The following is a 24,387-nucleotide window of genomic DNA, read 5'->3' as shown; positions in this document are numbered from 1 at the left end:
TCTAGCGCCGGGTTTCGGCCTGATTTTCACCGCTGCAAGCTTGCTTGCGCGGCGTCAATGGCAGGCCAGCGCCTGCCGCGCGCTGGCACTTGGTACTTGTCATATGTCAACAAAGGTGCGCCGCATTGCTGTCAGCATGGGCCGAATCCGCCTCGCTGCGCGGCGGCGTTCCTCCTGCTTTGCGACCTCACCCTGGGCTCATCATGCTGCGACGAATCTGGCATTTCCTCACCGACAGCCGCAATCTGACCATCCTCGGCTTCATGGCGCTGGCCGTGTTCCTGTACCTGGGCGCTGAAGTGCTGGAAGTGGCGCTGGTCTGGGCCCTGGCCTTGCTGCTGCTGGCCTTGGTCACGTGGCTGGGCCTGTGGCTGTGGCGCCGGCGCCGCGCGCGGCGCGATGCGCAGGCGCTGGGGCAGGCCATCCTCAACGAAGCCGAGATCGCCGCCGCGCAAGCCGCTTCGGCATCCACTGCCGGCAGCACCCAGCGGGGGGAACTCGACGCCGTGCGCACGGGCATGCTGGCCGCCATCGAGACCATCAAGACGTCCAAGCTGGGCATCAAATCGGGCGCCGCCGCCTTGTACGAATTGCCGTGGTACATGATCATCGGCAATCCGGCCGCCGGCAAGAGCAGCGCCATCCTGCATTCGGGCCTGCAGTTTCCCTTTGCCGACGGCAAGATCGTGCAAGGCGTGGGCGGCACGCGCAACTGCGACTGGTTTTTCACCACGGACGGCATCGTGCTCGACACGGCGGGACGCTATTCCGTCGTCGACGAGCATCGCGGCGAGTGGTTCGGCTTTCTCGACCTGCTGAAAAAATACCGGCGCAAGGCGCCCATCAACGGCATCCTCATCGCCGTCAGCATCGCCGAATTGAAAGGCGACCCTGATGTCGGCATGCAACTGGCGCGCAGCCTGCGCAAGCGGGTGCAGGACGTCATCGAACGCCTGGAAGTGTTCGCGCCCCTGTACATCGTGTTTACCAAGGCGGACCTGATCGCCGGCTTCACGGAGTTTTTCGCGGATGCCGAGCGTAGCGAGCGCGAGCGTGTCTGGGGCGCCACCATGCCCTACCAGCGCAAGTTGCCCACGGCGGATTTGCTGGCGTTTTTCGACCAGGGTTTCGATGAATTGCACGATGGCTTGACGGAACTGAGCCTGGCCAACATGGCGCACCGGCAACGCAAGACGATGGCGCCCGGCGTCTTTACCTTTCCGCTGGAATTTGCCGCCATCAAGCCGGCCTTGCGCGCCTTCATCGCCACCCTGTTCGAGGAAAACCCGTTCCAGTTCCAGCCCGTGTTCCGTGGCTTTTACTTTACCAGCGCGCTGCAGGAAGGCGAGCCCGTCAGTGCCTCCTCGCAGCAGGTGGCGCGCCGCTTCGACCTGGCCTTCGCGCCGGCCCCGGCCGCGGCGCCGTCTGGCGCGCGCCAGCATGGCTATTTCCTGCTGGAGCTGTTCCGCAAGGTGATTTTTGCCGACAAGCACCTGGTGGCCAACTATGCCAACCGCGCCAAGCTGCGCTTCAAATATGCCGTGTTCTTTGCCGCCACGGTGTCGCTGGGCGCCTGCCTGGGCGGCTGGAGCTGGTCCTACCTGGGCAACCGGCAACTGGTGGCCAACGTCGAGGCCGATTTGAATAAAGTGGTGAAGCTGCAGGAGCGGCGCCTGGACTTGCAGTCGCGCCTGGAAGCGCTCGAGATCTTGCAGGACCGCATCGAGCAGCTGGAAGCGTACCGCACGCAACGGCCGTGGTCCCTGCGCCTGGGCCTGTACCAGGGCGAATTGCTCGAACGCAAGCTGCGCGAGGAGTATTTTGCCGGTGCGCGCCAGGTCATGCTCGGCCCCGTGGCGGGCGCGCTGGAAGCCTTGCTGTTTGAAATGAACGCCAGCGCGGACCAGCTGCAGCCCACGGTGCGCACGCCGCAGACGCCGGCCGCCGCGCCGGCAGCGCCCGCGGCACCGCGCAGCGTCCAGTACCAGGCGGCCAGCGCGACGAATGTGGAAGATGCCTACAACGCGCTGAAAACCTATCTGATGCTGGCCGATAAGACGCATGCGGAAAGCAGCCACCTGAATGACCAGCTGACGCGTTTCTGGCGCGCCTGGCTGGAGGGCAACCGGGGCGCCATGCCGCGCGAGCAGATGATACGCAGCGCGGAACGGCTGCTGACGTTTTACCTGGCGCAGATCGGCGATCCGTCCTGGCCGCGCATCGAACAGAAGCTGGCGCTGGTCGACCAGGCGCGCGAAAACCTGCGCCGCGTGGTGCGCGGCATGCCGGCGCGCGAGCGCGTGTATGCCGACGTCAAGGCGCGTGCCTCGACGCGCTTTCCCGGCATGACGGTGGCGCGCATCGTCGGCGAACAGGATCAGGCGCTGCTGGCGGGCAGTTACGCCGTCTCCGGCGCCTTTACGCGCCAGGCTTGGGGAAAGTTCGTAGAGGGCGCGTTTCGCGATGCCGCCAACCGCGAGCTGCAAAGCGCCGACTGGGTGCTGAAAAGCGCTTCCACCGACGACCTGACCCTGGAAGGCAGTCCCGAGCAGATCGAGAAAAACCTGGTGGCCATGTACAAGGCCGACTATGCGCGCGAGTGGCAAAAATTCGTGCAGGGCGTGGCCGTCGCCGACCTGAAAGGCTTCGACGGCGCCGTGCAGGCGATGAACCGCCTGGGCGACCCGCAGTCGTCGCCGATCGCCAGGCTGCTGACGACCATCTATCAGGAAACTTCGTGGGACAACCCGGCGCTGCAGAATGCCCAATTGCGCCAGGCCGAGCGGGGCATCGTCGCCTGGTTCAAGGAAACCGTGCTGCGCCGCGCGCCGTCGCCGCTGACGGCCAGTCCCGCCGCTCTCAATGCGCAGCTCGACCCGGCCCGCCTGGACAAGCCCATGGGACCCGTGGGGCGCGAATTTGCCGGCGTGGGCAAGCTGGTGGCGGCCAGGGACAACAATGCATCCCTGATGCGCGCCTACCTGGAAGCGCTGTCGAAACTGCGCAGCCGTTTGAACCAGCTGAAGAACCAGGGCGACGCGGGGCCGGGCGCGCGCCAGTTCATGCAGCAGACCCTGGAGGGCAGCGGTTCCGAACTGGCCGACGCCCTGAAACTGGTCGACGAGCAGGTGCTCACGGGGATGAGCGACGCGCAAAAGCAGGCGATCCGTCCCATCCTCGTGCGCCCGCTGATGCAGACCTTTGCCGTCATCGTCGCGCCGGCCGAACTCGATATCAACAAGACCTGGGCGGCGCAGGTGTATGAACCGTTCCAGAAATCGCTGGCCAACAAATATCCATTCGCGCCCACGGCGCGCATCGAGGCGAGCAACCTCGAGATCGGCCAGTTCTTCGGCCCGGAAGGCCTGGTGGCGAAATTCGTCACCATGTCCATGGGCCCGCTGGTGGTGCGGCGCGGCGACGTGCTGGCGCCGCGCACCTGGGCCGACATGGGCATCAGCCTGTCGCCGCAGGTGGTGGCGCGTTTCCCCGGCTGGATCGCGCCGCTGGGCGCGGGCGGCATGGCGGCCACGTCGATGGCGGCGCAAACCATCTTCCAGATCCAGCCGTCGCCCGCGCCGGGCACCCTGGAATACACGGTGGAGATCGACGGCCAGCAGCTGCGTTACCGCAATACCCCGGCGCAGTGGACGAACATGGTCCATCCGGGCCCGCAAGGCGCAGCGGGCCAGCAGGGCGCGCGCATCACGGCCGTCACCTTCGACGGGCGCACGGTGGAACTGTTCAACGAGCCGGGGCAATTCGGCTTGAAGCGCATGATCGACGCGGCGGCCAAGAAGCGCAAGGATGGCGGCGTGTTCGAACTGCGCTGGGCGCGCGGCGAGGTGGCCGTGGCGGTCGACCTGAAAATCACCAGCAGCGCCGAGACGGCGGGCACCGGCGCGGGCGGGACTCCGGCGGTGCAGGAGCAGGGCTTTCGCGGCATGCAGCTGCCCGAGACCATTGTCGGCGCGCCCGGTGCTTCTGCCGCGTCCCCCGCGCCTCCCGTGCAGGCCATTGCCGCCGCAGTCATGCCCGGAGTTTCGCCATGATGCGCGCGGCGCAGCAGGTGCGCCTCGGCTACTTTGGCAAGATTCCCGCGCGGGGCGACTTCATCAAGGCTTGCGACAATCACGCGCTGGTGCAGCTGCTCGACGACTGGCTGGCGCAGGTCATGACTGCCCTGACGGTGGAACCGCGCTGGAAGCTCAATTACGACGCCTTGCCGCCGCTGCGCTTTGCCTTCGTCGGCACGCGCAGCCGGCGCGCCATCGCCGGGCGCCTGGAAGCGAGCAATGACCAGTCGTTGCGGCGCTTTCCCTTCATGGCCATGGGCGCGCTGGAAGTCGATGACGCGGAGACCTTTGTCGCTTGCAGCCCGCTGGCGCTGGCGCCGCTGTGGCAGCGGGTGGAGCAGCTGTCGCAAGGCATCGTGGCCAGCGCCGAACCGGGGCCGGCCCTGCTGGCGCTGGCCGGCAACGTGGTCGAAGTCGAACCGGCGGCACCTGATCACGCGGCGCGGCTGGCTGCCTTCTTGCAGACGCAGTCGGTGCACGGCTTGCAGACGTTGCTGGCATCGCCCGCGTTTCCCGTGACGGTGCGCGAACTGCTGCTGGGCCTGGGCATGCTGCTGCAGCCGGTGCGCCAGAGCGGCTTGCCGCGCCTGGAAAAAAGCCTGGTGCTGCCGCTGCCGCAGGACGCGCAGCTGCGCGACCTGGTGGCCAGCTTGTGGCTGCACCTGATCGCGCCTTTTCTGAGCCTGGCCGATTTCGAACTGGCGCTGTTCTTTTCCCACCTCGACGAGGCGCCCGTGCTGGTGATCGGCTTTTGCGGCGCCGACCCGCATGGCTTGCGCGCGCTGATCGATCCGCAGGCCGGCTGCGAACGGCTGATCGTGTTCGATCAGCTGGACTGGGTCGAGGAGCAGCTGGGACGCGATGCGGCGCTGCGCCGTTTTTCCGCCTGCCTGCAGCAGGAACAGCTGTCGCTGCGCTCGGCCTGCGCCATGTTTGCCGATACCTTTGTCTGAAGGATTGCGATGAAATATCCTGTCATTCTTCTGCTGCTTGCTGCAGCCGCTCCCTGCCACGCGCAGGCGCAAGCGCCCCAGACGCCGCTGCCGGGGCAGATCCTTATCACGGGCACCCTGGCCGACGAGGCGGGCAAGGCGGCCGTGCTGGCCCGCCTGCGCGAACTGTATGGCGCCGAGCGCGTGGTCGACCAGATCGCCATCGGCAGCGTGGCCGTGCCGGCCAACTGGAACGCCTACGTGCACAAGCTGATCGCGCCGAACCTGAAGCTGATTTCACGGGGGCAGATCAGTATCGACGGCAATAACGTCAGCGTGCGCGGCGAAGTGGCGAACGAGGCGCAGCGCCAGCAGATCGCCAGTGACATCGCCACCAGCCTCAATCCCACCTACGTCGTCAACAACGGCTTGCGGGTCAAGGCGGCGGAGGCGGAGCAGGGCTTGCTCGATGCGGCGCTGGACAAACGCATCATCGAATTCGACAGCGGCAAGGCGTCCATCACGCCGGCGGGCCTGGCCATCCTCGACGAGATGGCGGCCGCCATGCTCAGGCTGCGGGGCCGCAAGGTGGAGGTGATCGGCCACACGGACGACACGGGCCTGCGCGCCAGCAATGTGGCCTTGAGCCAGGCGCGCGCCGAAGCCGTGCGCGCCTACCTGGCCAGCAAGGGCGTCGCGGCCGATTCGGTGCTGGTGTCGGGCCAGGGACCGGACCGTCCCGTGGCCAGCAACGCCACGGCCGATGGCCGGGCGAGGAACCGGCGCATCGAGTTCCGTATTGCGCAATAGATTGGCTTGACACCTCACAGAACCGTAGCGAGCGGATGAGAGTTGTGGCCGAGAAGCGCAGGTGTGCGAATGCACATTGAGCATCGCAGGCCGCAAATCTCGACGCGCAGTAGGTTCTGTGAGGTGTTCAGGGCAGGGTGATTGTCAGGTGCGCGGGGCGCGGCGCCAGTTTGACCAGGTCCGCATACGCGGCCAGGGTCGTTTGCGTACCGCGCGTCAGATGGGTTTTCAGGCCCAGGTAGGCGCAGATGGCCAGCAGGGCGAAAAAGCTCGACAGCGCCCACAGCGGCACGTCGCTGCCGCGCTTGTTGACCACCTGGTCGGGGCGTTCCGCGCGCGGCGCGAAGCCACGGCTCTTGCCCTTGATGTGGGCGATCTCGTCGCCCAGGCGCGCCGTCAGGTAGCTGAGTTTTTCGCCGCCGTCGATCGCATACTTGCCCTGGAATCCCAGCAATAAACACATGTGGAAGACCTGCAGCGCCTGCACGCGCATGGCGCCCTTGCCGCGCAAGGCGTCGAGGCGGTCGAAAAAGTGTTCGCCGGCCAGCTGGTCGCCAAAGATCAGCAGCTGCAGCGGGCGCCGCTCCCACTGCTTGCGCAGGGCGAAAGGCGAAGCCAGGATGATTTCATCGACAGCCGCGCAAAACGCATACTTGGCTGCCTCGATATCGTCGCCATCGGCGCGGATCTTTTTTGCTTCGCGCTCGAAGTCGTCGAGGAAGGCCGTGATGCGGTCCATGAAGCTTTGCTCGTCGCCGGGCGCCGAACCGTGCTTCAGCATGAACAGCATGTAAAAGCCTTCGTGCATCAGGTCCAGCAGGGCGCTGCCGGCATGCCGGCTGCTGCCGGTTGGGGCGGAACCGCGTTGTCCCAGCAGGGAGGGCGCTGCGCGCCGTTCGATGAGCTGGCTCATGCCGTCACCGCGATCAGTTCCAGCTGCAGGTCGCGTATGCCGGCCGGCACGTACACGGAGATCGACTGCGCCTTGAGCATCTGTTCATATAGCACGCCCCGGTTTTCAATCGCAAAATAATAGGTGTCGGGGCGTACGGGAATGGCGGCCGGCACTTGCGGCGCATGCGACAGTTTCAGGCCGGGCATGGCCGTGAGCACGCATTTTTCCACGTCGTCGGGCGCGCCCACTTTCACGCGCAGCGGCACCACGTCCACCAGTTCGATGGCGGGCATGGCGGCGCGGATCGCCAGGTACAAGGTGGTGTGCTGGTCGATCTTGCCCGAATCGAGCTTGCCCAGGTAGTACGACGGCTGGTCCTCGAGCAGGGCGATGGAAAAATACTTCGACGAGATGACGGTGTCGAGCAGTTCGCGGATGATGCCGTCGATGGCGTCGAAGCAGGCGCCCGGTTGCGCGTGGTCGTAGGCGGGCAGGCTGGCCAGCGTGTAATGCTTGGAGTAGCTGAGCAGGCCACCCGCCAGTCCCAGCAGCGCTTCGTACAGGCGCTCCGGATGCAGGGCCGGATGGCGCACATAGTGCATCAGCGCGGCGGCGGCCGTGCTGACCGTGTGCAGCAGCCAGAACGAGGACACGTCGCCGGAGCGGAACTCGATCACGTTGCGGCTCGGTTCGCGGTGGTGGCCGTGCAGCGCGCTCACCTTCGCCTGCAAGGCGTCGAGCAGGTGTTCCAGCACGCCCTGCAGGCGCGGCGCGCCGGCGATGGCCAGGCTGGGGGCCATGAACGAGGGCACGGGTTCGAAGCCGCCCGATACCGTGCGCCGCAGGGCGATCAGTGGCAGGCAATCGTAGGAACCACGTGCCTCGCTGTCGGGAATCAGCCGCACGGTTTTCTTCAGGTAGGCCACGTCGGCCACGGCGGACTCCGTAAACAGGTCGGGCGTGGCGCGCATGGCGTGCGCAAAGCGCGTGGCCGCCGGCATGCCTGCCGTCGATGCCTGCGCCGTGTAATTCATGCCTTCGCGGTTGAGGATGGGCAGCGCCGCGTAATACGTCACTTCCTGCACCGCCGGCGGCAGCGCTTCCAGGTCCACCGGCGGGGGCAGGGTATCGCTGCCGGGCGCGCCGTCGCCCAGCGACTCGAACACTTCGCCGTCGCGGAAAATCGCCGACAGGGCATGCAGGCGCAAGGTGCCCGTCTTCAGCGCCGCCAGGTCCCACGCCATGTGCGCCACGCCCCACAGGTAGGGATGCAGCGCGCTGGCCGTGTGATGCAGGCGTGCTTCGTGATACTGGTCCTGGCGCTGGAAATGCTGCGGCCGCAGGAACAGGCCCTCTCCCCACAAGATTTTCGCTGCCATGCCCATCTCGTTTCTCCTTGAATGTGTGGCGTGCCGGTGTGCCTTGCTGCCCTGCGCTACTGGCAGCGCAGGGCAGCCAGCGGCGCCATGCCGCTATCCATGCTGGCGACGCTGAGCGCGCAGGCGTGCAGGCCGACGGTGATGCCGCCGCGTTCCGCATCGGCGGCGACAAAGGTGGCGCGCCAGCGCTGTACCGCAGGCGCGCGGAACAGGGCCACCACGCCGATGAAATATGCCTCCTTGCTGATTTTTTCCTGCACTTCGTAGCGCTGGCCCGGCACCAGCAGCACTTCCCTCACTTCCATCAGGTCGGCGCCCAGCGCGGTCTTTTCACGCTGCGCGTCGAGGAAGCTGTCGTAGGGCGCCTGCTCGAAGGCGGCGCGCTGGCGCAGCTTGTAGATGCGTGCCACCAGCGCCAGCGGCCGGCCGTCGGCATCCGTGTTGAGGCGCTGCGCCGCATGCAGGCGGATGCTGACATTGCGCGTCGGCTTTTGCGCGTCGGGCAGTTCCGCTGGCGGCTTGGCTACGCCGGCCACTTGCAGCGCCGCGTTGGCCAGGGTGCCGATGGCGCCGCCCGCACAGCCGGCCAGCAGAAGGGCCGGCAGCAGTGGCGCGGTGGCGCGGGCCAGGCGGCGGAGCGGGGCGTCAAATGGCATGGGTGATCTTTGCAAGGTGAACGGTGGAAATAAAAGTGTTGCAGTCATTTAAGCGCATGCAGGGGCGACCCGCTTGCGTTGGCACAAAGTCCGACTGCGATCAAGATAATTACTGCGCCAGATCAGGATTCATGTCGCTGCGCGCGGCTGTGATGTGGAACTTCTTCTTTGCTGATTAATCTCAATTTGGCAAAAAAATTGGCGATCAATAATGGCCTCCACCAAGGCGCCGCCCATCTTTCCCTGCGGTAGCGTCCTCCACGTGAAGGAATGCCCCGATGAAGCCAGCCACCATGTTGCCCCGTATTGCCTGCCTAGCCAGCGCCCTGCTGCTGGCCGCCTGCGCCACGCCAGAACAGCCGGCGCCCCAAAAACCTGCCGCGCCGACCCTGGCGCAAGTGATGAGCGATGCCGATGCGGCCGCGCGTGCCGGCCAGTACGAGCGCGCCATGACCCTGCTCAAGGCCGGCGGCAGCAGTTACCCGGCCGACAAGGCGCCATGGCTGCAAATGGCGCAAATGAAGTTCGACCGCGGCCAGTATGGCGACGCCATCGGCTATGCGCTCGAAGCGCTGGAACGCGACCCGGACGACAAGGTCGCCAACAGCATCGTCGCCGTCAGCGGCTTGCGTTTGTCCGGCAAGGCGCTGTCCGACCTGTCGCGGCAAAACAATCTGAATGGCTCGCTGCGCTCGGAAGCGCAGGACCTGGCCAAGCTGCTGCGCGCGAGCATCGGCGAAGACGTGCTGGTGCCGCCGGCCAAGCGCCCGCCGGCGGCCGGCAAGCGCGCTGCCATGTCCGGCTCCGGCTCACCGGCGGCGAAGGGCGCGGCAGCGCCGGCAAGCGTGGCCGATCCGTTCAGCGGCTTGAAATAAGCGAGCATCCCCACCATCCCCTTGCAAAGGAAGCGACATGCCCAAGTCCGACAGCGTGCAGAAACGCCTGCAGAAGATACGCGCGCCGCGCGTGCAAATGACCTATGACGTCGAGATCGGCGACGCGATTGAAAACAAGGAGCTGCCCTTCGTGGTCGGCGTGCTGGGCGACTTTGGCGGCAATCCGGACAGCGAGAAAAAGCGCCTGAAGGACCGCAAGTTCGTCGCCCTCGACCGCGACAACTTCGACGAGGTGCTGGCCGGCGTGGCGCCGGTGGCGCGTTTCGCCGTGCCGAACCGCCTCAGCGAGGCGGGCGGCACGTTCGCCGTCGACCTGCATTTCCGCTCGATGGACGACTTCCGCCCCGAATCGGTGGTGCGCCAGGTGGCGCCCCTGCGCAAGCTGCTCGAGGCGCGCACCAAGCTGGCCGACCTGCGCAACAAGCTGGCCGGCAACGACAAGCTGGAAGACTTGCTGACGGAAGTGCTGAACAACACGGACAGCCTGGCCACTCTGAAGCCGCAGTTCCCGGCGCAGGAGGATTGAGATGAGCGCCCAGGCAGAAGCCCCAGAATCCCTCGCTGTATCCGCATCCGATGCGCCGGCCGCCACCGATTTGCTGGACCAGATCGTCGAGCAAAGCCGCGTCGCCAAGTCTGGCGCCGAACATGCGCGCGCGCGCGACCTGATCTCGGAGCTGGTGGCACAGGTGCTCGATGGCACGGTGCTGATGTCCAGCAGCCTGTCGGCCACCCTGGACGGGCGCGTGGCGGAAATCGACCGCCTGATCTCCACCCAGCTCAGCGAAATCATGCATGCGGCGCCGTTCCAGCAGCTTGAGCAGAGCTGGACGGGACTGCGCTACCTGGTCGGTAATTCCGATACGGGCACGCGCCTGCAGATCCGCATGTTCAACGCCACTAAGCGCGAACTGGTGAAGGATTTCCAGGCCGCGCTGGAGTTCGACCAGAGCAGCATGTTCAAGAAGGTGTATGAAGAAGAATTCGGTACCTTCGGCGGCGCGCCGTTTGCCGCGCTGCTGGGCGACTTCGCCATCTCGCGCCAGCCGGAAGACATGTATTTCGTCGAGCAGATGTCGCACATCGCCGCCGCCGCGCATGCGCCTTTCATCGCCTCGGCCGCGCCGGAACTGTTTGGCCTGGAAAGCTACGGCGACCTGGGCAAGCCGCGCGACCTGGCCAAGGTATTCGACACCATCGAATACGCGAAATGGAAAGCCTTCCGCGAATCCGAGGATGCGCGCTATGTCGGCCTGACCTTGCCCCGCTTCCTGGGCCGCCTGCCGTTCAATCCCGTCGATGGCACCACGGTCGAAGGTTTTAACTTTGTCGAGGAAGTCGATGGCAGCGACCATCACAAATACCTGTGGTGTAACGCCGCGTATGCGTTCGGCTGCAAGCTGACGAGCGCCTTTGCCGACTACGGCTGGTGCGCCGCCATCCGCGGCGTGGAGGGCGGCGGCCTGGTGGACGACCTGCCGACCCACACCTTCAAGACGGACGAGGGCGACGTGGCCCTGAAATGCCCGGCCGAAGTGGCGATCACCGACCGCCGCGAAAAGGAATTGTCGGACCTGGGCTTCATCTCGCTGGTGCACTGCAAGAACACGGCGTATGCGGCGTTTTTTGGCGCGCAGTCGGCGCAGAAAAGCCGAAAGTACAACAGCGACGCGGCCAACGCGAATGCGGTGCTGTCATCCCAATTGCAGTACATCTTTGCCGTTTCGCGCATCGCCCACTACATGAAGGCCATGATGCGCGACAAGATCGGCAGCTTTGCCGCCGCCTCCAACGTGGAGGATTTTCTGAACCGCTGGCTGATGCAGTACGTGCTGCTCGACGATAACGCCAGCCAGGAACAGAAGGCGCAGTTCCCGCTGCGCGAGGCCTCGGTGCAGGTGCATGAAGTGCCGGGCCGGCCTGGCGTGTACCGCGCCGTGTCGTTCCTGCGGCCGCACTTCCAGCTCGATGAGTTATCCGTTTCGCTCCGACTGGTCGCGGAGTTGCCGAAGTCGACCAATTCCTGATCCACCCATCTTTCAACCAGAGGAGCACACCATGGCAATCGATGTATATCTGCAGATAGACGGCATCAAGGGCGAGTCCACCGATGACAAGCACAAGGACTGGATCGAATGCAAATCGGTCAGCTGGAGCGTCGCGCAGCCGAAGTCCGCCACCGCATCGACGGGCGGCGGCCACACGGCCGAACGCTGCGAGCACAAGGACATCGTCATCTCCAAGCTGGCCGACCTGGCCTCGCCGGTGCTGCTGCAGACCTGCTCGGCCGGCAAGACCATCCCCAAGGCGCGCTTCGAATTCATGCGCGCCGACGGTCAGGGCGAGCGCGTCAAGTATTTTGAAATCGAAATCGAGAATGTGCTGATCGGCGCCGTGACGCCGAACGTGGAAGAGGGCGATATCCTCGGTGAACACGTCGGCTTCAAGTTCTCGAAAGTGAAGTGGAAATACACGCAGCAAAAAGTGACTGGCGGCGCCGGCGGCAATACCTCGGGCGGCTGGGACCTGGCCGCGAACCGCGTGGCTTGATCCATGGTGCGCGGCGCGCGGCGGCCACCTTCGCCCGCGCGCCGTGCCGACTTTTCAGGAGAGCGCATGGACAGTTATGTACCTGGCCTGTTCGACCGCCTGATGGGCGACGGCGGTGCGGCGGGCGGCGTGGCGGTGCGCCTGTCGCTGGAACAATTGAAGGATGCGGTGGCGCGCGACCTGGAAGAGCTGCTCAACACGCGCGTGGCCCTGCCGCCCGGCGCGCTCGACGCCTATCCGGAATGCGCGGCATCCATCGTCAACTATGGCCTGATCGATTTCGCCGGCATGTGCTTGTCCAGCAGCGATGACCGCGCCCGCATCTGCGCCGCGCTGAAGGCGGCCATCGAACGCCACGAGCCGCGCCTGCGCAATGTGCGCGCCCGCCTGGAGCGCGAAGCGGGCGCCATCAACCGGGTCGGCTTTGTGATCAGCGGCACCCTGGCCGTGAGGTCCGGCGGCGAGATGGTCAATTTCGACGCCGTGCTACAGCCGTCGTCGCTGCGCTATTCGATCAACCGCAAGGGAGTCGCCGTATGAGCAACAACCTGAAAACCCTGATCGCCAAGTTCAATGACACGGCGCGCACGGCCGCCACCCGCGCCGCCGCCATCTGCGTGGGCCTGGGCCAGTACGAAGTCGATATCGAACACCTGTTTTTGGCCTTGCTGGAACAGGAGCGCAGCGATTTCGTCACCATCGCGCGGCGCAGCGAAATCAGCCTGACGGCGCTGGAGGCGGACCTGCGCCGCGAGATCGGCAGCTTCAGGACGGGCAGCGCGCGCACGCCCGTGTTCTCTCCCCATTTGCCGCTGCTGTTCGAACATGCCTGGCTGATTGCCTCGCTGGACACGGCGCAGCCGGGGCCTATCCGCAGCCGCCACCTGTTGCTGGCGCTGCTGACGGAACCGGAGCTGTCGCAGCTCGCGTACCGCGGCTCGAAGCTGTTCGCCCGCTTCAGCGTGGAGCAATTGAAGCACCATCCGGACAAGCTGACGGCCGGCTCCGGCGAGCAGGAAACTGCGGCAGTGCCGCAGCCTTCCGAAACGGCCGTCGACCCGCTGACTGCCCTGGCCAGCAAAACCCCGGCGCTGGACCAGTTCACCACCGACCTGACGCAGCTGGCGCGCGACGGCAAGCTCGATCCCGTGATCGGCCGCGAGGCGGAGATACGCCAGGCCGTCGATATCCTGCTGCGCCGGCGCCAGAACAATCCGATTCTCACGGGCGAGGCGGGGGTGGGCAAGACGGCCGTGGTGGAAGGCCTGGCCTTGCGCATCGCCGCCGGCGACGTGCCCGAGGTGCTGCAGGGCGCGCACATCCACGCGCTCGACATGGGCTTGCTGCAGGCCGGCGCCAGCGTGAAGGGGGAATTCGAAAGCCGTCTGAAGAATGTCATCGACGAGGTGGCGAAAAGCCCGCATCCGGTCATCCTCTTCATCGACGAGGCGCACACCATGATTGGCGCCGGCGGCCAGGCGGGGCAGAACGATGCGGCCAATCTGCTGAAACCGGCGCTGGCGCGCGGCGCCCTGCGCACGATTGCCGCCACCACCTGGAGCGAGTACAAAAAGTATTTTGAAAAGGATGCGGCGCTGGCCCGGCGCTTCCAGGTGGTGAAGGTGGAAGAGCCCAGCGAAGACATCGCTTGCGCCATGCTGCGCGCCATGGCGCCGCTGATGGAGCGCCATTTCGGCATCCGTGTGCGCGACGCCGCCATCGTCGAGGCGGTGCGCCTGTCGCACCGCTACATCAGCGGGCGACAGCTGCCCGACAAGGCCGTCAGCGTGCTCGACACGGCGTGTGCCAAGGTGGCGCTGGGCCAGCGCGCCACGCCGGCGCAGCTGGAAAACGCGCACCGGCGCCAGGAACGCATCGGCGCGGAAATCGCCGCCATGGCCCGCGAGGCGGCCGATGGCGAAGTGTCCGATAAAGCCGGCGCCGCACGTCTGGCGCAGCTGCGGCGCGAACATGACGAGGGGCAGGCGGCGATCGCGGCGCTGGCGCAGCGCTGGGAGCGCGAAAAGGCGCTGGTGGCGCAGATCGGCGAATTGCGCGCGCAGCTGCGCGGCGAGCGGCCGGGCGAGATCGGCGCGGCGCGCCTGCTGGCGCTGAAGGAAGAGCTGGCGGCCCTGCAGGGAGAGGCGCCGCTGTCGCCGCTGGAAGTCGATGCGCAGGTGGTGGCCGGCATCGTCGCCGGCTGGACCGGCATCCCGCTGGGAAAAATGCTCAAGGACGAGATCCGCACGGTGCTGACCCTGGATGGGGCGCTGCGCGAACGGGTGCTGGGACAGGAGCACGTCATCGAGGCGGTGGCGCAGCGCGTGCGCACGGCGCGCGCCAGCCTGGACGACCCGAACAAGCCGCAAGCCGTGTTTTTGTTCACGGGGCCGTCCGGCACGGGCAAGACGGAAACGGCGCTGGCGCTGGCCGACCTGCTGTATGGGGGCGAGCGCAAGCTCATTACCATCAACATGAGCGAATACCAGGAAGCGCACAGCGTGGCCGGCCTGAAAGGCTCGCCGCCCGGCTATGTCGGTTACGGAGAGGGCGGCGTGCTGACGGAAGCCGTGCGGCGCCAGCCCTACAGCGTGGTGCTGCTCGATGAAGCGGAAAAAGCCCATCCCGACGTGCTGGAACTGTTCTTCCAGGTGTTCGACAAGGGCGTGCTCGATGATGCGGAAGGGCGCGAAGTCGACTTTCGCAACACCATCATCATCGCCACCTCGAACCTCGGTTCGGGCGCCATGATGGCCGCCTGCCTGAACCGGGCGGCGCAGGACTTGCCCACGCCGGCCGCGCTGGAAGAACTGGTGCGCCCGCAACTGGTGGCGCACTTCAAGCCGGCCTTGCTGGGGCGCCTGAAGGTGCTGCCGTTCTATCCCCTGAACGACGCGGTGCTGGCCGAGATCATCGTGCTGAAGCTGGCGCGGATAGGCGCGCGCATCGCGCGCAACCACCAGGCGCAGTTCAGCCATGACGCGGGCCTGGTCGACGCCGTGTTGGCGCGCTGTACCGAGGTTGATTCGGGCGCGCGCAATGTCGACCAGATCCTCAATGGCAGCTTGCTGCCGGCGATCGCCGAAGCGGTGCTGGCGCGCATGGCAGGAGGCGAGCCGGTGGCGTCGATACGCGTCAGCGCGAACAAGCAGGGACAGTTCAAGTACACGATCCGATAATCCATCTTCCGGAGAGCGCCATGTTCAATCTGGAGCAATTGCTGCACCCCGTCAGCGCCGTCAGTCCATGCGGCGAAGACCTCACCTTCAGCCAGGAGCTCGACGCCATCGCGCGCGCGCGCCAGCACGATGATCCCACCCTGGACCAGGGCGAGTGGGTGACGGCGCTGAAGGAAGCCGACTGGCCTTTCGTGGCGACGCGCTGCGAACAGCTGATCGCGGCGCGCAGCAAGGATTTGCGCGTGGCGGTGTGGCTGGCCGAGGCGCATGCGAAGACGCGCCACTTCCGTGGCCTGGGCGATGGCTATGCGCTGCTGGCCGGCCTGTGCGAACGTTACTGGGATGGTCTGTACCCGCTGGCGGAAGAGGGCGACCAGGAACAGCGCATCGGCAATGTCTTCTGGCTGCTGTCACGCACGCCGCAGCTGCTGCGCGAGATCCCGCTGACCGAAGGCGCAGATGGCCTGTTTTCATTGCAGGATTTCGATGCGGCGCGCCAGCGCGCGGCCGCCAGCCTGGCGCAGGGCGCAGCGGATCAGGGCTGGGGCGATACGCGGCACGACGAAGGGGCGACCCTGGCGCAGATGGAGGCGGCGCGGCAAAGAAATACGCGCGCCTTTTCCGACGGCTTGCTGGCCGATGCGCAGTACTGCATGCAGTCGCTGCTGGCGTTCGAGCGCAGCGTCGATGCGCGTTTCGGCGCTGATGGCCCGAGTTTTCGCGCCGCGCGCGAAGCGCTGGAAAACGCCATTCACTTCATCGCGCCGCTGTCGCCAGGTGCTGATCTTGCCGGCGCGCCGCCCTCCGCTGGCCAGGGCGCTGGCGGCAGCGGGGGCGCCATCGTGCAGCGCCAGCAAGCGCTGGCCCAGCTGCGCCAGGTCGCCGATTTCTTCCGCCGCACGGAGCCGCATAGCCCCGTCGCCTACCTGGCCGAAAAGGCCGCCAGCTGGGGCGAGCTGCCGTTGCACTTGTGGCTGCGCGCCGTCGTGAAGGATGCCAATACCCTGGCGCAGCTCGACGACATGCTGGGCACGAACAGTGCAAACGGATGATGGCGTTTGCCCCTTCCATGCTACTCTTCGGGCATGTTCAGAATGCTCTTTTTTCCTGCCGCGTTATGCCTGTTCATCGCTGCCAGCGCGCGGGCCGGAGCTGCGGTGCCCCTGGTGATTTATGGCGACGATGATTATCCGCCGTACTCCTATGTTGAACATGGCCAGATGAAAGGCATCTACACGGAGATCGTGCGCGAAGCCGTGCAATCGATGCCGCAGTATGCGGTGCAGCTGCGCCCCGTGCCCTGGAAACGGGGTGTGCTGATGCTGCAGACTGGCGAGGCGTTTGCCCTGTATCCACCGTATTCGTGGCGCAGCGAGCGGCCGTATGTGCGCTATTCCGTGCCGCTGCTGATGGAGCAACTGGTGGTGCTGTGCAACCAGGACGTGCTGGCCAAACGCACGCTGCGGCAGTGGCCCGCCGATTACGGCGGCCTGCACATCGGCGTGAACGCGGGTTTTTTGCTGGGCGATGCGAAGCTGACGGCTGCCGTGCAAGCGGCCAACATCGTGTTCGATACGGCCAAGGGCACGCGCACGAATCTGCTCAAGCTGATGCGCGGGCGCATCGATTGCTATGTCAGCGACCGCCTGTCGGCGCAGTGGGAATTGCAGCGCATCCGGCGCGAGGGGCCGCCGGGCACGCCGATGCAGGCGATACACGAAACCGCGCAGCTGGCCAGCCAGCAGGGCCACCTGGGGTTTACGGAACGCCGGCCTGCCGCCTACCCGTATCGCGATGATTTTATCGAACAATTCAATGCCGCCATCGTGCGCATGCAGAACAATGGCGCGATCCGCCGCATCGTCGACCACGCATTGCAACTCTGACGTTGTTGTCCTGACGTTGCCACCCTGATTCCACCGATGGAGAAGACCATGAAAAGACTGCTGTTCCTATGTGTACTCGTGCTGGCCGGCTGCGTGGGCCGGCCCGAGAATATTCATCCCGTCAACAACTTCGACACGACCCGCTATCTGGGCAAATGGTATGAGATCGCGCGCCTCGATCATTCCTTCGAGCGGGGCCTGAGCCAGGTGACGGCCGACTACAGCCTGCGCCAGGATGGCGGCCTGAAAGTGCTCAACCGCGGCTACAAGGATGCGGACGCTGTCTGGAAGGACGCGGAAGGCAAGGCGTATTTCGTCGACAAGAAAGACGTGGGCTACCTGAAGGTGTCGTTTTTTGGTCCCTTCTATGGTTCCTACATCGTCTTCGACCTCGACCAGCAAAATTACAGCTATTCCATGATTAGCGGCCCCGACAAGTCTTACTTCTGGTTGCTGTCGCGCACGCCAACCATGGACCCGGCCTTGCAGCAGCGCCTGGTAGAGAAAGCCGCTGGCCTGGGTTTCGATACGTCAAAATTGATCTATGTAAAGCAAAACTGACCTTGCTTGCCTGCCGCCCGTTCGTGGCGGCATACCGCCTTCTGGCTGTTGCTTTTCTGCATGTTATTTCTTGCAATACCACTCTGATTCACTCACAATCTGCTCCAAAGTAGTGCGCTGCGGCGCGCTGCCATTCCGGTGGCGAGTGTCCGTTGCGCCACCGCTCGTGATTGCCGCACGGCAGATGCCTGCTATATGATACGTAGCAGTAGGTCGGTTTCGTGGCGTCTGTGCATCGTTTTTCTTCAGATAGGAATCACGCAATGAAAAACCTCAAAATCGGCGTACGTCTCGGTGGCGGTTTTGCCGCCGTCCTGCTCCTGTTGACCAGCCTGACCGTGGTGGGCATCGTGCAGATGCAAAGCGCCAGCAAGGAAACCGATGCGCTCGTCAACGTCAAGGTGCGCAACGAGCGCCTGATCGGTGAATGGACCAAGGTCATCGAGGTCAATGCGGCGCGCACGGCGGCCGCCTGGAAAGTCAGCGATCCCGAACACCAGAAGCAGTTTGAACAGGAAATGGCGGTCTCGTCTGCACGCGCCACGGAAATCCAGAACGATATCGGCAAGAGCGAACTGAGCGCGGACGAGCAGGCGCTGTACCAGGAAGTGCTGAGCACGCGCAAGGCCTACACGGAAGTGCGCAAGAATGTGTTCAAGGCCAAGAATGCGGGCGACCTGGAACTGGGTAAGCGCCTGTACGAAGGCGACATGGCCGTCAAGCGCGACATCTACCTGGCGTCGTTGAAGAAGCTGGAATTGCTGGAAGCCAAATTGCTCGATGAAACGGCCGCGCAAATCCGTTCGCGCTACGAGAATGGCCGCATGCTGTTGATCTCGCTGGGCGTGGTGGCCATCTTGCTCGGCATCGCTTGCGCCTACTGGATCACGCGCTCGATCACGCGCCCCATCACGCGAGCTGTCGAGGTGGCGGAAGCCGTTTCCGCCGGCGACCTGACCAGCCATATTGTCGTGGAAAGCCGCGATGAGACAGGGCAATTGATGCATGCGCTGAAAAACATGAACGATAAGTTGGTCAGTATCGTGGGCCAGGTGCGCGCGGGCACCGAGTCCATCAGTACGGCGTCGAGCGAAATTGCCGCCGGCAACCTGGACTTGTCGTCACGCACGGAAGAGCAGGCCAGTTCGCTGGAAGAGACGGCGTCTTCCATGGAAGAGCTGACGTCCACCGTGAAACTCAATGCGGACAATGCGCGCAGCGCCAACCAGCTGGCCATCGACGCGTCGCAGATCGCCAGCAAGGGCGGCGTGGTGGTGTCGGAAGTGGTCAGCACCATGGGCTCGATCAACGATTCCTCGCGCAAGATTGTCGACATCATCAGCGTCATCGACGCCATCGCCTTCCAGACGAATATCCTGGCCCTGAATGCGGCCGTGGAAGCGGCCAGGGCCGGCGAGCAGGGCCGTGGGTTTGCCGTCGTGGCGTCCGAGGTGCGCAACCTGGCGCAGCGTTCCAGCGCGGCGGCCAAGGAAATCAAGGGCTTGATCGACGATTCCGTGCAAAAGGTCGAGGCCGGTTCGCAGCTGGTGGACAAGGCGGGCCGTACCATGGACGAGATCGTGCAAAGCATCAGCCATGTGACGCAGATCATGAACCAGATCACCGACGCCAGCGATGAGCAGCGCGCCGGCATCGAACAAGTCAACCAGGCCATCGGCCAGATGGACCAGGTGACGCAGCAAAACGCGGCCTTGGTGGAAGAGGCGGCCGCGGCGGCCGAATCCATGCAGGAACAGGCGGCCAAGCTGGCTGACGTGGTGGGCCTGTTCAAGCTCGATGCAACGCAGCACTATGTTTCGGCCAGTGCTGGTCCGTCCATGACAGCGTCTGCGCCAGCAAAATCTGCCACTCGACCTGCACCCGCCATCCAGCCTGCCAGGCACCGCGCGCCGGCGGCAACCGTAGCCGCGCCCGCGCCGGGCAAGGCGGCGCAAGCGGAAGCTGCGCGCGCACGCGTGCCGAAGGCGCCGGTGGCGTCGGGCGCCGACGAATGGGAAGAGTTTTAAGCGCAGATTCCCCTTGGCATGGCGTGGGCGCTACAATCGCGGCTTGAAGACAGCCGCGAACCCGCTCCGCCATGACTACCCGCCGTACCTCCAGCCCGATTTCCAGCGCTATCTCCAGCCCTGCCGCTGCCTCGTCCTCCCTGGCGGAACCCGCCAAACGGGCGCGCTGCCCAGCCTGCCTGCGCGCCGCAAGCAGCTGCATCTGCCGCTGGATCGCCCCCGTTTCCCACGCGGTGGAGGTGCTGATCCTGCAGCATCCGTTGGAAATCCACAATGCCAAGGGCAGCGCCCGCTTGCTGCACCTGAGCCTGCCCAACAGCCGCATGCTGACGGGCGAGCAGTTCGCCCCGGATACGCTCGCTGAATTGCTGGACGGCAAGCACAATGTGCTGCTGTATCCGGATACGCCCGGCGACCGTTCGCTGGGCATCACGCCGCCGCCAGCGCTCGACCCCGCCGTCTTGCTTGATCCGGCCCGATTCTCGGCCCGGTTGCGGCTGGTGGTGCTGGACGCTACCTGGCGCAAGAGCCGCAAGATGCTGTATCTGAATCCCCCGTTGCAACAATTGCCGCGCCTGCCCCTGCGCGATACGCCCGCTTCCCATTACCTGATCCGCAAGGCGCACGCCCCAGACCAGTTATCGACCCTGGAGGCGACGTGCTATGCCCTGATGCAGTTGGAGCAGGACGCGGACCGCTTCGTTCCCCTGATCGCGGCATTTGACGGTTTTGTCGCGCAGCAGTTGAGTTATGTCATGCCGCATGGTGAAAAAGCGTGAAACGGCATTACGCCAGCCCTTGATCTTGTCCGCGTAGCGGCATAGTATACTGTACGTATATACAGTTGATGGGGCCGTTCATGAAAGCAATCATTCCAGAGCACGATGACAGCTTCGCCGGGCAAGCCATGTTGCCGCCGCAATCGCTGAAAGCCCGGAAGGGGCGCGGTGCAGTCTCCAACTTGCAAGGGCGCTACGAGGTGCACGCGCGCGCCGGTTTCGATGACGGCTGGAGCGTGGGAGGCCTGGATGAGGAGGCTGGAGAGGCGGCGGCGCCGGGCTGGAAGACGCAGGTCAGCGACGAGCAGGCGCGCACCATCCTCACGCGCAATGCTTCGCCCGATTTGCCGTTCAATGTCTCGCTGAATCCATACCGGGGCTGCGAACATGGCTGCATCTATTGCTTTGCCCGCCCCACGCACAGTTATCTGGGGCTATCGCCGGGCCTGGACTTCGAAAGCCGCATCTACGCCAAGGTGAACGCCCCCGAACTCTTGCGGCGCGAACTGGCCAAGCCATCCTATGTGACCGAACCGATCGCCGTGGGCGTGAACACCGATGCGTATCAGCCGTGCGAACGCGAACGGCAGCTGACGCGGCGCGTGCTGGAAGTGCTGCACGAATGCGACCACCCCGTGGCGCTGATCACGAAATCGTCGCTGATCGAGCGTGATATCGACATTCTGGCTCCCATGGCGGCCCGGCGCCTGGCCGCCGTGGCCGTCACTGTCACCACGCTCGACCCGGCCATCGCGCGCACCCTGGAACCGCGCGCTGCCGCCCCGGCGCGACGCTTGCGCACGATCCGCACCCTGACGGAGGCGGGCATCCCCGTGGGCGTGAGCATCGCGCCCATCATCCCGTTCGTGACGGAACCGGAAATCGAGCAGTTGCTCGAAGCCGTGCGCGACGCGGGCGCCATCCACGCCCATTATGTGGTGCTGCGTCTGCCGTGGGAAGTGAGCCCCCTGTTCCAGCAATGGCTGGAAGCGCACTTCCCCGAACGGGCCCAGCGCGTGATGAACCGGGTGCGCGAAATGCGTGGTGGCAAGGATTACGACAGCGCGTTCGGCGCGCGCATGCGGGGCGAAGGCGTATGGGCCGACCTCATCCGCCAGCGCTTTGAAAAAGCCGTGCACCGGCTGGGCTTGCATGGCAAGGGCGGCCGCTTCAAGCAGCTCGATTGCACGCAGTTCCGCCGCCCGCTGGTGGTGCCGCCGCTGGGCGCGAAAGTGAAAAATGGCAATGCGGGGCAGCTGGATTTGTTTTAAGTTAAGTCATTCTCGCCGCCGAGAATGCAGTTGCGCGCTCACGAGCTGAAAGGCGGGCGACGCTGACCTGCGGCCGGGGGATTGCCGCAGGTCGCCGGGAGCGGCGCGCCATCGTCCGGGCATCTTGAGGCAGGGTCTTGCCCGGGCACCGCAGGGTGCCGCGGTACTGCCGTGCGGTGCTATGTTGGGGCACTATCCTGCCGCGTTATCCTGTGTCTGTGTCTGTGTCTGTGTCTGCATCTGTGCCAGATGTTGTTCGATGGCAAAGACATGGGGGTCGCTCTTGCCCAGTTCGCGCAGGGCGCTGGCCAGGTGCAGCAGGTATTCGCTGTTCGGGCCGCTGGGGCCGTTTGAACGGGCGATCTGGCGCGCGATGTCCAGTTCCGGGGCGGCACCGAGGAAGGCGGCGTTTTCCTCGTTGGCGATGTACACCAGGCCTTCGACCTTGCTGCCATCGTCGAAGGTGATGTCGGTGGCTAAACGCAGGTAGCCGTTCTTTTCTCGGTGGTCGAGGTGGGCGAAGACTTCGGGCGTGATCAGGTAAGCCATGCCATCGCACACGGCGCCTGCCTGCGGCACGATGGTGGCGACCCGGCCCGGCGCCATCGGCGTGCCCCGGTGGTCGTGCGAACCTTGCCAGAAGCGCCGCGTCCAGCCGGCGATGCTGGCCGGGCGGCGTTCGATGTAAGGGAAATCGGCCTTGTAGATCAGCGAGCCATAGCCGAACAGCCAGACCTGTGCATGGCCGTCGAATTTGTTCATGCGCTGGTTGATGGCGATGGTGGCGGCGTCGATGGACGACAGCTCGTTCAGGGCAGCTTGGGTCATGGTGCGGGCGGTATGGAGTGATGCGCCATTATAAAGGGGCGGCGGCCGAACCGTCCGCAGGCAAGGCCACGCGTGCTGCGCCGCCGTTCGCCCCCACGTTCCATTCGTGCGTCTCGACGAACTGGAACAGGAAGGCCATGAAGCTTTCGGCCGCCGGCGACAGAGAACGGCCCGTCTTCGTGTACACGAAAAAGCGCCGCGTCAGTTCCGGCTCGTGCAGGGCGCGCATGTGCAAATTATATAGTTTGACCATCGGTTCCGCGTACGGCAGGCAGACCGTGATGCCCAGGTTGGAGCTGACCATGGCCAGCGCCGTCGTCATGAACGTCACTTCATTGTAGGGATTGAGCGACAGCTCGCGAAACGCGCCGTGCATGTCGCGCAGCAGGCGTTCCGTAAATTGCCCCTGCAGCGAAATGAACGGGTAGTCGCCCACGTCGGCCCAGGTGACGCGCTCTTTCTGCCGCAGCGGATGCTGCTCGGGGTAGACCAGCACGAAGGGCATTTCGAACAGCACTTGCGCGGCGATTTCCGCCGTCGGATCGCGTTCGGGACCGATGCCGAAATCGACTTCGCCGCTGAAGACGCGCGCCGACACGTTTTCCACGGGGCAGTCGACGAGGCGCAGCTGTACGTCCGGGTGCGCCTGGCGGTAGGCGGCGATCACTTCCGGCAGCAGGGTACACGCCATCATCTGCGGCGCGGCAATGCGCACCAGGCCTGTCTTCAGGGCCTTGCGCTGGGCGATGCCAGCCATGGCGCCATCGAGGTCTTCGATCATCTTTTCAAACAGCGGATACAGTTCGCGGCCGATTTCGGACAGCTGCGTCTTGCGCGTGCTGCGCTCGACCACGCGCACGCCCAGCACGCTTTCCAGTTCCTTGATCAAGCCGCTCAAGGCGGACTGCGTCACGTGCAGGTATTCGGCGGCCAGGGTAAAACTGCCGGTCTTGGCCAGTGCCACGAAGGCGCGCATCTGCCGCAGGCTGGGACTCATAAGATAATCCGATAAATCAATGGTTAAAAATTGTTTGTATGATAGCTGGAACTCGATTCTAATGGTGAAAAGCTGAAAAACAGGCCAGCCATTGCGCCCAGGGCGCCATCCATTGGAGACAAGCACATGAAGATCAAGCAAATCCACCACGTCGCCTACCGCTGCATCGACGCGAAGAAGACCGTCGAGTGGTACGTCAAGCATTTGAACATGAATTTCGTCCTCGCCATCGCCGAAGACCTGGTGCCGTCGACCAAGGCGCCGGATCCGTACATGCACGTCTTCCTCGACGCAGGACAGGGCAATGTGCTGGCCTTCTTCGAGCTGCCGACGCAGCCGCCGATGGACCGCGACCGCAATACTCCGGCCTGGGTGCAGCACCTGGCGCTGGAAGTGGGCAGCATGGACGAACTGCTGGCCGCCAAGGAGCGCCTGGTGGCCGGCGGCATCGAGGTGCTTGGTCCCGTGAATCACGCCATCTTCCAGTCGATCTATTTCTTCGATCCGAACGGCCACCGCCTGGAACTGGCTGCCAACGTGGGCACGCCTGAAATGATGGCCAAACTGGACGCCGTCAAATGGGAAATGCTGGAAGAATGGTCGCAGACGCGCCGCGCGCCGAAACACGCCGCCTGGATGCACGCGCCGGCGGAAGCCTGAGCGCG

The 24,387-nt window shown here is 65.0% G+C and carries 21 protein-coding genes; 16 read left to right on the top strand and 5 right to left on the bottom strand.

Annotated features, from left to right (window positions below):
* Nucleotides 1-203: 203 nt before the first annotated feature.
* The 3 genes from tssM to LSO07_RS21650 are packed head-to-tail and all read left to right on the top strand — an operon-like array spanning nucleotide 204 to nucleotide 5,818.
* Nucleotides 204-4,052, top strand: coding sequence for a type VI secretion system membrane subunit TssM (tssM, locus tag LSO07_RS21660; protein ID WP_151096541.1), 3,849 nt, complete (start codon nucleotides 204-206; stop codon nucleotides 4,050-4,052).
* On the top strand, nucleotides 4,049-5,029 hold the full coding sequence (gene tagF / locus LSO07_RS21655) for a type VI secretion system-associated protein TagF (protein ID WP_151096540.1): 981 nt from the start codon (nucleotides 4,049-4,051) through the stop codon (nucleotides 5,027-5,029). Before tssM ends, tagF begins: the two co-directional genes overlap by 4 nt.
* A gap of 9 nt (nucleotides 5,030-5,038) precedes the next feature.
* Nucleotides 5,039-5,818 (top strand): OmpA family protein, encoded by a 780-nt coding sequence (locus LSO07_RS21650; protein ID WP_151096539.1) that lies wholly within the window; start codon nucleotides 5,039-5,041, stop codon nucleotides 5,816-5,818.
* Between the two features lie 127 nt (nucleotides 5,819-5,945).
* Here the strand turns inward: LSO07_RS21650 and icmH are convergent, their stop codons facing one another.
* Genes icmH through tssJ form a run of 3 tightly spaced genes read right to left on the bottom strand, consistent with a single transcriptional unit; the run spans nucleotide 5,946 to nucleotide 8,748 of the window.
* Nucleotides 5,946-6,731, bottom strand: a complete 786-nt coding sequence (gene icmH, locus LSO07_RS21645; protein WP_070282122.1) for a type IVB secretion system protein IcmH/DotU — start codon at nucleotides 6,729-6,731, stop codon at nucleotides 5,946-5,948.
* Nucleotides 6,728-8,098, bottom strand: a complete 1,371-nt coding sequence (gene tssK, locus LSO07_RS21640) for a type VI secretion system baseplate subunit TssK (protein WP_034779601.1) — start codon at nucleotides 8,096-8,098, stop codon at nucleotides 6,728-6,730. Before tssK ends, icmH begins: the two co-directional genes overlap by 4 nt.
* Before the next feature lie 50 nt (nucleotides 8,099-8,148).
* Nucleotides 8,149-8,748 carry a type VI secretion system lipoprotein TssJ gene (gene tssJ, locus LSO07_RS21635; RefSeq protein ID WP_151096538.1) on the bottom strand — a complete coding sequence of 200 codons (600 nt, stop codon included), beginning with the start codon at nucleotides 8,746-8,748 and terminating at the stop codon, nucleotides 8,149-8,151.
* A 278-nt stretch (nucleotides 8,749-9,026) separates the two neighbouring features.
* Between tssJ and LSO07_RS21630 the strand changes: the two genes are divergently transcribed.
* From LSO07_RS21630 to LSO07_RS21575, 12 genes are all read left to right on the top strand, one after another.
* Nucleotides 9,027-9,623, top strand: a complete 597-nt coding sequence (locus tag LSO07_RS21630; protein ID WP_151096537.1) for a tetratricopeptide repeat protein — start codon at nucleotides 9,027-9,029, stop codon at nucleotides 9,621-9,623.
* Between the two features lie 37 nt (nucleotides 9,624-9,660).
* Nucleotides 9,661-10,170, top strand: coding sequence for a type VI secretion system contractile sheath small subunit (gene tssB, locus LSO07_RS21625; protein WP_070255715.1), 510 nt, complete (start codon nucleotides 9,661-9,663; stop codon nucleotides 10,168-10,170).
* A 1-nt stretch (nucleotide 10,171) separates the two neighbouring features.
* Nucleotides 10,172-11,671 (top strand): type VI secretion system contractile sheath large subunit, encoded by a 1,500-nt coding sequence (gene tssC, locus LSO07_RS21620; protein WP_151096536.1) that lies wholly within the window; start codon nucleotides 10,172-10,174, stop codon nucleotides 11,669-11,671.
* 31 nt (nucleotides 11,672-11,702) lie between these two features.
* On the top strand, nucleotides 11,703-12,194 hold the full coding sequence (locus LSO07_RS21615; RefSeq protein WP_034779593.1) for an Hcp family type VI secretion system effector: 492 nt from the start codon (nucleotides 11,703-11,705) through the stop codon (nucleotides 12,192-12,194).
* 66 nt (nucleotides 12,195-12,260) lie between these two features.
* The gene (gene tssE, locus LSO07_RS21610) at nucleotides 12,261-12,734 is read left to right on the top strand and encodes a type VI secretion system baseplate subunit TssE (RefSeq protein WP_151096535.1); all 474 of its coding nucleotides are present in this window, start codon (nucleotides 12,261-12,263) and stop codon (nucleotides 12,732-12,734) included.
* Nucleotides 12,731-15,373, top strand: coding sequence for a type VI secretion system ATPase TssH (tssH, locus tag LSO07_RS21605; RefSeq protein WP_151096534.1), 2,643 nt, complete (start codon nucleotides 12,731-12,733; stop codon nucleotides 15,371-15,373). Before tssE ends, tssH begins: the two co-directional genes overlap by 4 nt.
* A 20-nt stretch (nucleotides 15,374-15,393) precedes the next feature.
* On the top strand, nucleotides 15,394-16,425 hold the full coding sequence (gene tssA, locus LSO07_RS21600; RefSeq protein WP_151096533.1) for a type VI secretion system protein TssA: 1,032 nt from the start codon (nucleotides 15,394-15,396) through the stop codon (nucleotides 16,423-16,425).
* 105 nt (nucleotides 16,426-16,530) lie between these two features.
* On the top strand, nucleotides 16,531-17,259 hold the full coding sequence (locus tag LSO07_RS21595; protein WP_225317378.1) for a substrate-binding periplasmic protein: 729 nt from the start codon (nucleotides 16,531-16,533) through the stop codon (nucleotides 17,257-17,259).
* A gap of 48 nt (nucleotides 17,260-17,307) precedes the next feature.
* On the top strand, nucleotides 17,308-17,820 hold the full coding sequence (locus LSO07_RS21590; RefSeq protein ID WP_151096531.1) for a lipocalin family protein: 513 nt from the start codon (nucleotides 17,308-17,310) through the stop codon (nucleotides 17,818-17,820).
* 263 nt (nucleotides 17,821-18,083) lie between these two features.
* Complete coding sequence (locus LSO07_RS21585) at nucleotides 18,084-19,847, top strand: methyl-accepting chemotaxis protein (protein WP_151096530.1); 1,764 nt, start codon at nucleotides 18,084-18,086, stop codon at nucleotides 19,845-19,847.
* Nucleotides 19,848-19,918: 71 nt separating this feature from the next.
* Nucleotides 19,919-20,626 carry a tRNA-uridine aminocarboxypropyltransferase gene (locus LSO07_RS21580; RefSeq protein ID WP_151096529.1) on the top strand — a complete coding sequence of 236 codons (708 nt, stop codon included), beginning with the start codon at nucleotides 19,919-19,921 and terminating at the stop codon, nucleotides 20,624-20,626.
* A 128-nt stretch (nucleotides 20,627-20,754) separates the two neighbouring features.
* On the top strand, nucleotides 20,755-21,897 hold the full coding sequence (locus tag LSO07_RS21575) for a PA0069 family radical SAM protein (RefSeq protein ID WP_099388686.1): 1,143 nt from the start codon (nucleotides 20,755-20,757) through the stop codon (nucleotides 21,895-21,897).
* A gap of 192 nt (nucleotides 21,898-22,089) precedes the next feature.
* Here the strand turns inward: LSO07_RS21575 and LSO07_RS21570 are convergent, their stop codons facing one another.
* Both LSO07_RS21570 and LSO07_RS21565 read right to left on the bottom strand, forming a co-directional pair.
* Entirely contained in the window at nucleotides 22,090-22,725 is a 636-nt protein-coding gene (locus tag LSO07_RS21570; RefSeq protein ID WP_404811504.1) for a gamma-glutamylcyclotransferase, read from the bottom strand.
* Nucleotides 22,726-22,753: 28 nt separating this feature from the next.
* Nucleotides 22,754-23,722, bottom strand: coding sequence for a LysR family transcriptional regulator (locus LSO07_RS21565; RefSeq protein ID WP_151096528.1), 969 nt, complete (start codon nucleotides 23,720-23,722; stop codon nucleotides 22,754-22,756).
* 126 nt (nucleotides 23,723-23,848) lie between these two features.
* Here LSO07_RS21565 and LSO07_RS21560 point away from each other — a divergent pair, with 126 nt between their 5' ends.
* The gene (locus LSO07_RS21560; protein ID WP_092606169.1) at nucleotides 23,849-24,382 is read left to right on the top strand and encodes a VOC family protein; all 534 of its coding nucleotides are present in this window, start codon (nucleotides 23,849-23,851) and stop codon (nucleotides 24,380-24,382) included.
* Nucleotides 24,383-24,387: the final 5 nt, after the last annotated feature.

The organism is Janthinobacterium sp. PLB04, assembly GCF_021165895.1.
Taxonomy (GTDB): domain Bacteria; phylum Pseudomonadota; class Gammaproteobacteria; order Burkholderiales; family Burkholderiaceae_D; genus Janthinobacterium; species Janthinobacterium lividum.
The sequence above is the reverse complement of the archived record's forward strand: the minus strand, read 5'-3'. Positions and strand labels throughout refer to the sequence as shown.

Excerpts from the sequence above, each read along its gene's own strand:
- LSO07_RS21630 (WP_151096537.1), top strand. The coding sequence starts at position 9,027 with ATGAAGCCAGCCACCATGTTGCCCCGTATTGCCTGCCTAGCCAGCGCC.
- LSO07_RS21565 (WP_151096528.1), bottom strand. The coding sequence starts at position 23,722 with ATGAGTCCCAGCCTGCGGCAGATGCGCGCCTTCGTGGCACTGGCCAAG.
- tssH (WP_151096534.1), top strand. The coding sequence starts at position 12,731 with ATGAGCAACAACCTGAAAACCCTGATCGCCAAGTTCAATGACACGGCG.
- tssJ (WP_151096538.1), bottom strand. The coding sequence starts at position 8,748 with ATGCCATTTGACGCCCCGCTCCGCCGCCTGGCCCGCGCCACCGCGCCA.
- LSO07_RS21570 (WP_404811504.1), bottom strand. The coding sequence starts at position 22,725 with ATGACCCAAGCTGCCCTGAACGAGCTGTCGTCCATCGACGCCGCCACC.
- tagF (WP_151096540.1), top strand. The coding sequence starts at position 4,049 with ATGATGCGCGCGGCGCAGCAGGTGCGCCTCGGCTACTTTGGCAAGATT.
- LSO07_RS21575 (WP_099388686.1), top strand. The coding sequence starts at position 20,755 with ATGTTGCCGCCGCAATCGCTGAAAGCCCGGAAGGGGCGCGGTGCAGTC.
- tssM (WP_151096541.1), top strand. The coding sequence starts at position 204 with ATGCTGCGACGAATCTGGCATTTCCTCACCGACAGCCGCAATCTGACC.
- tssE (WP_151096535.1), top strand. The coding sequence starts at position 12,261 with ATGGACAGTTATGTACCTGGCCTGTTCGACCGCCTGATGGGCGACGGC.
- LSO07_RS21580 (WP_151096529.1), top strand. The coding sequence starts at position 19,919 with ATGACTACCCGCCGTACCTCCAGCCCGATTTCCAGCGCTATCTCCAGC.
- tssK (WP_034779601.1), bottom strand. The coding sequence starts at position 8,098 with ATGGGCATGGCAGCGAAAATCTTGTGGGGAGAGGGCCTGTTCCTGCGG.
- LSO07_RS21615 (WP_034779593.1), top strand. The coding sequence starts at position 11,703 with ATGGCAATCGATGTATATCTGCAGATAGACGGCATCAAGGGCGAGTCC.
- icmH (WP_070282122.1), bottom strand. The coding sequence starts at position 6,731 with ATGAGCCAGCTCATCGAACGGCGCGCAGCGCCCTCCCTGCTGGGACAA.
- tssB (WP_070255715.1), top strand. The coding sequence starts at position 9,661 with ATGCCCAAGTCCGACAGCGTGCAGAAACGCCTGCAGAAGATACGCGCG.
- LSO07_RS21590 (WP_151096531.1), top strand. The coding sequence starts at position 17,308 with ATGAAAAGACTGCTGTTCCTATGTGTACTCGTGCTGGCCGGCTGCGTG.
- tssC (WP_151096536.1), top strand. The coding sequence starts at position 10,172 with ATGAGCGCCCAGGCAGAAGCCCCAGAATCCCTCGCTGTATCCGCATCC.
- LSO07_RS21585 (WP_151096530.1), top strand. The coding sequence starts at position 18,084 with ATGAAAAACCTCAAAATCGGCGTACGTCTCGGTGGCGGTTTTGCCGCC.
- LSO07_RS21650 (WP_151096539.1), top strand. The coding sequence starts at position 5,039 with ATGAAATATCCTGTCATTCTTCTGCTGCTTGCTGCAGCCGCTCCCTGC.
- LSO07_RS21560 (WP_092606169.1), top strand. The coding sequence starts at position 23,849 with ATGAAGATCAAGCAAATCCACCACGTCGCCTACCGCTGCATCGACGCG.
- tssA (WP_151096533.1), top strand. The coding sequence starts at position 15,394 with ATGTTCAATCTGGAGCAATTGCTGCACCCCGTCAGCGCCGTCAGTCCA.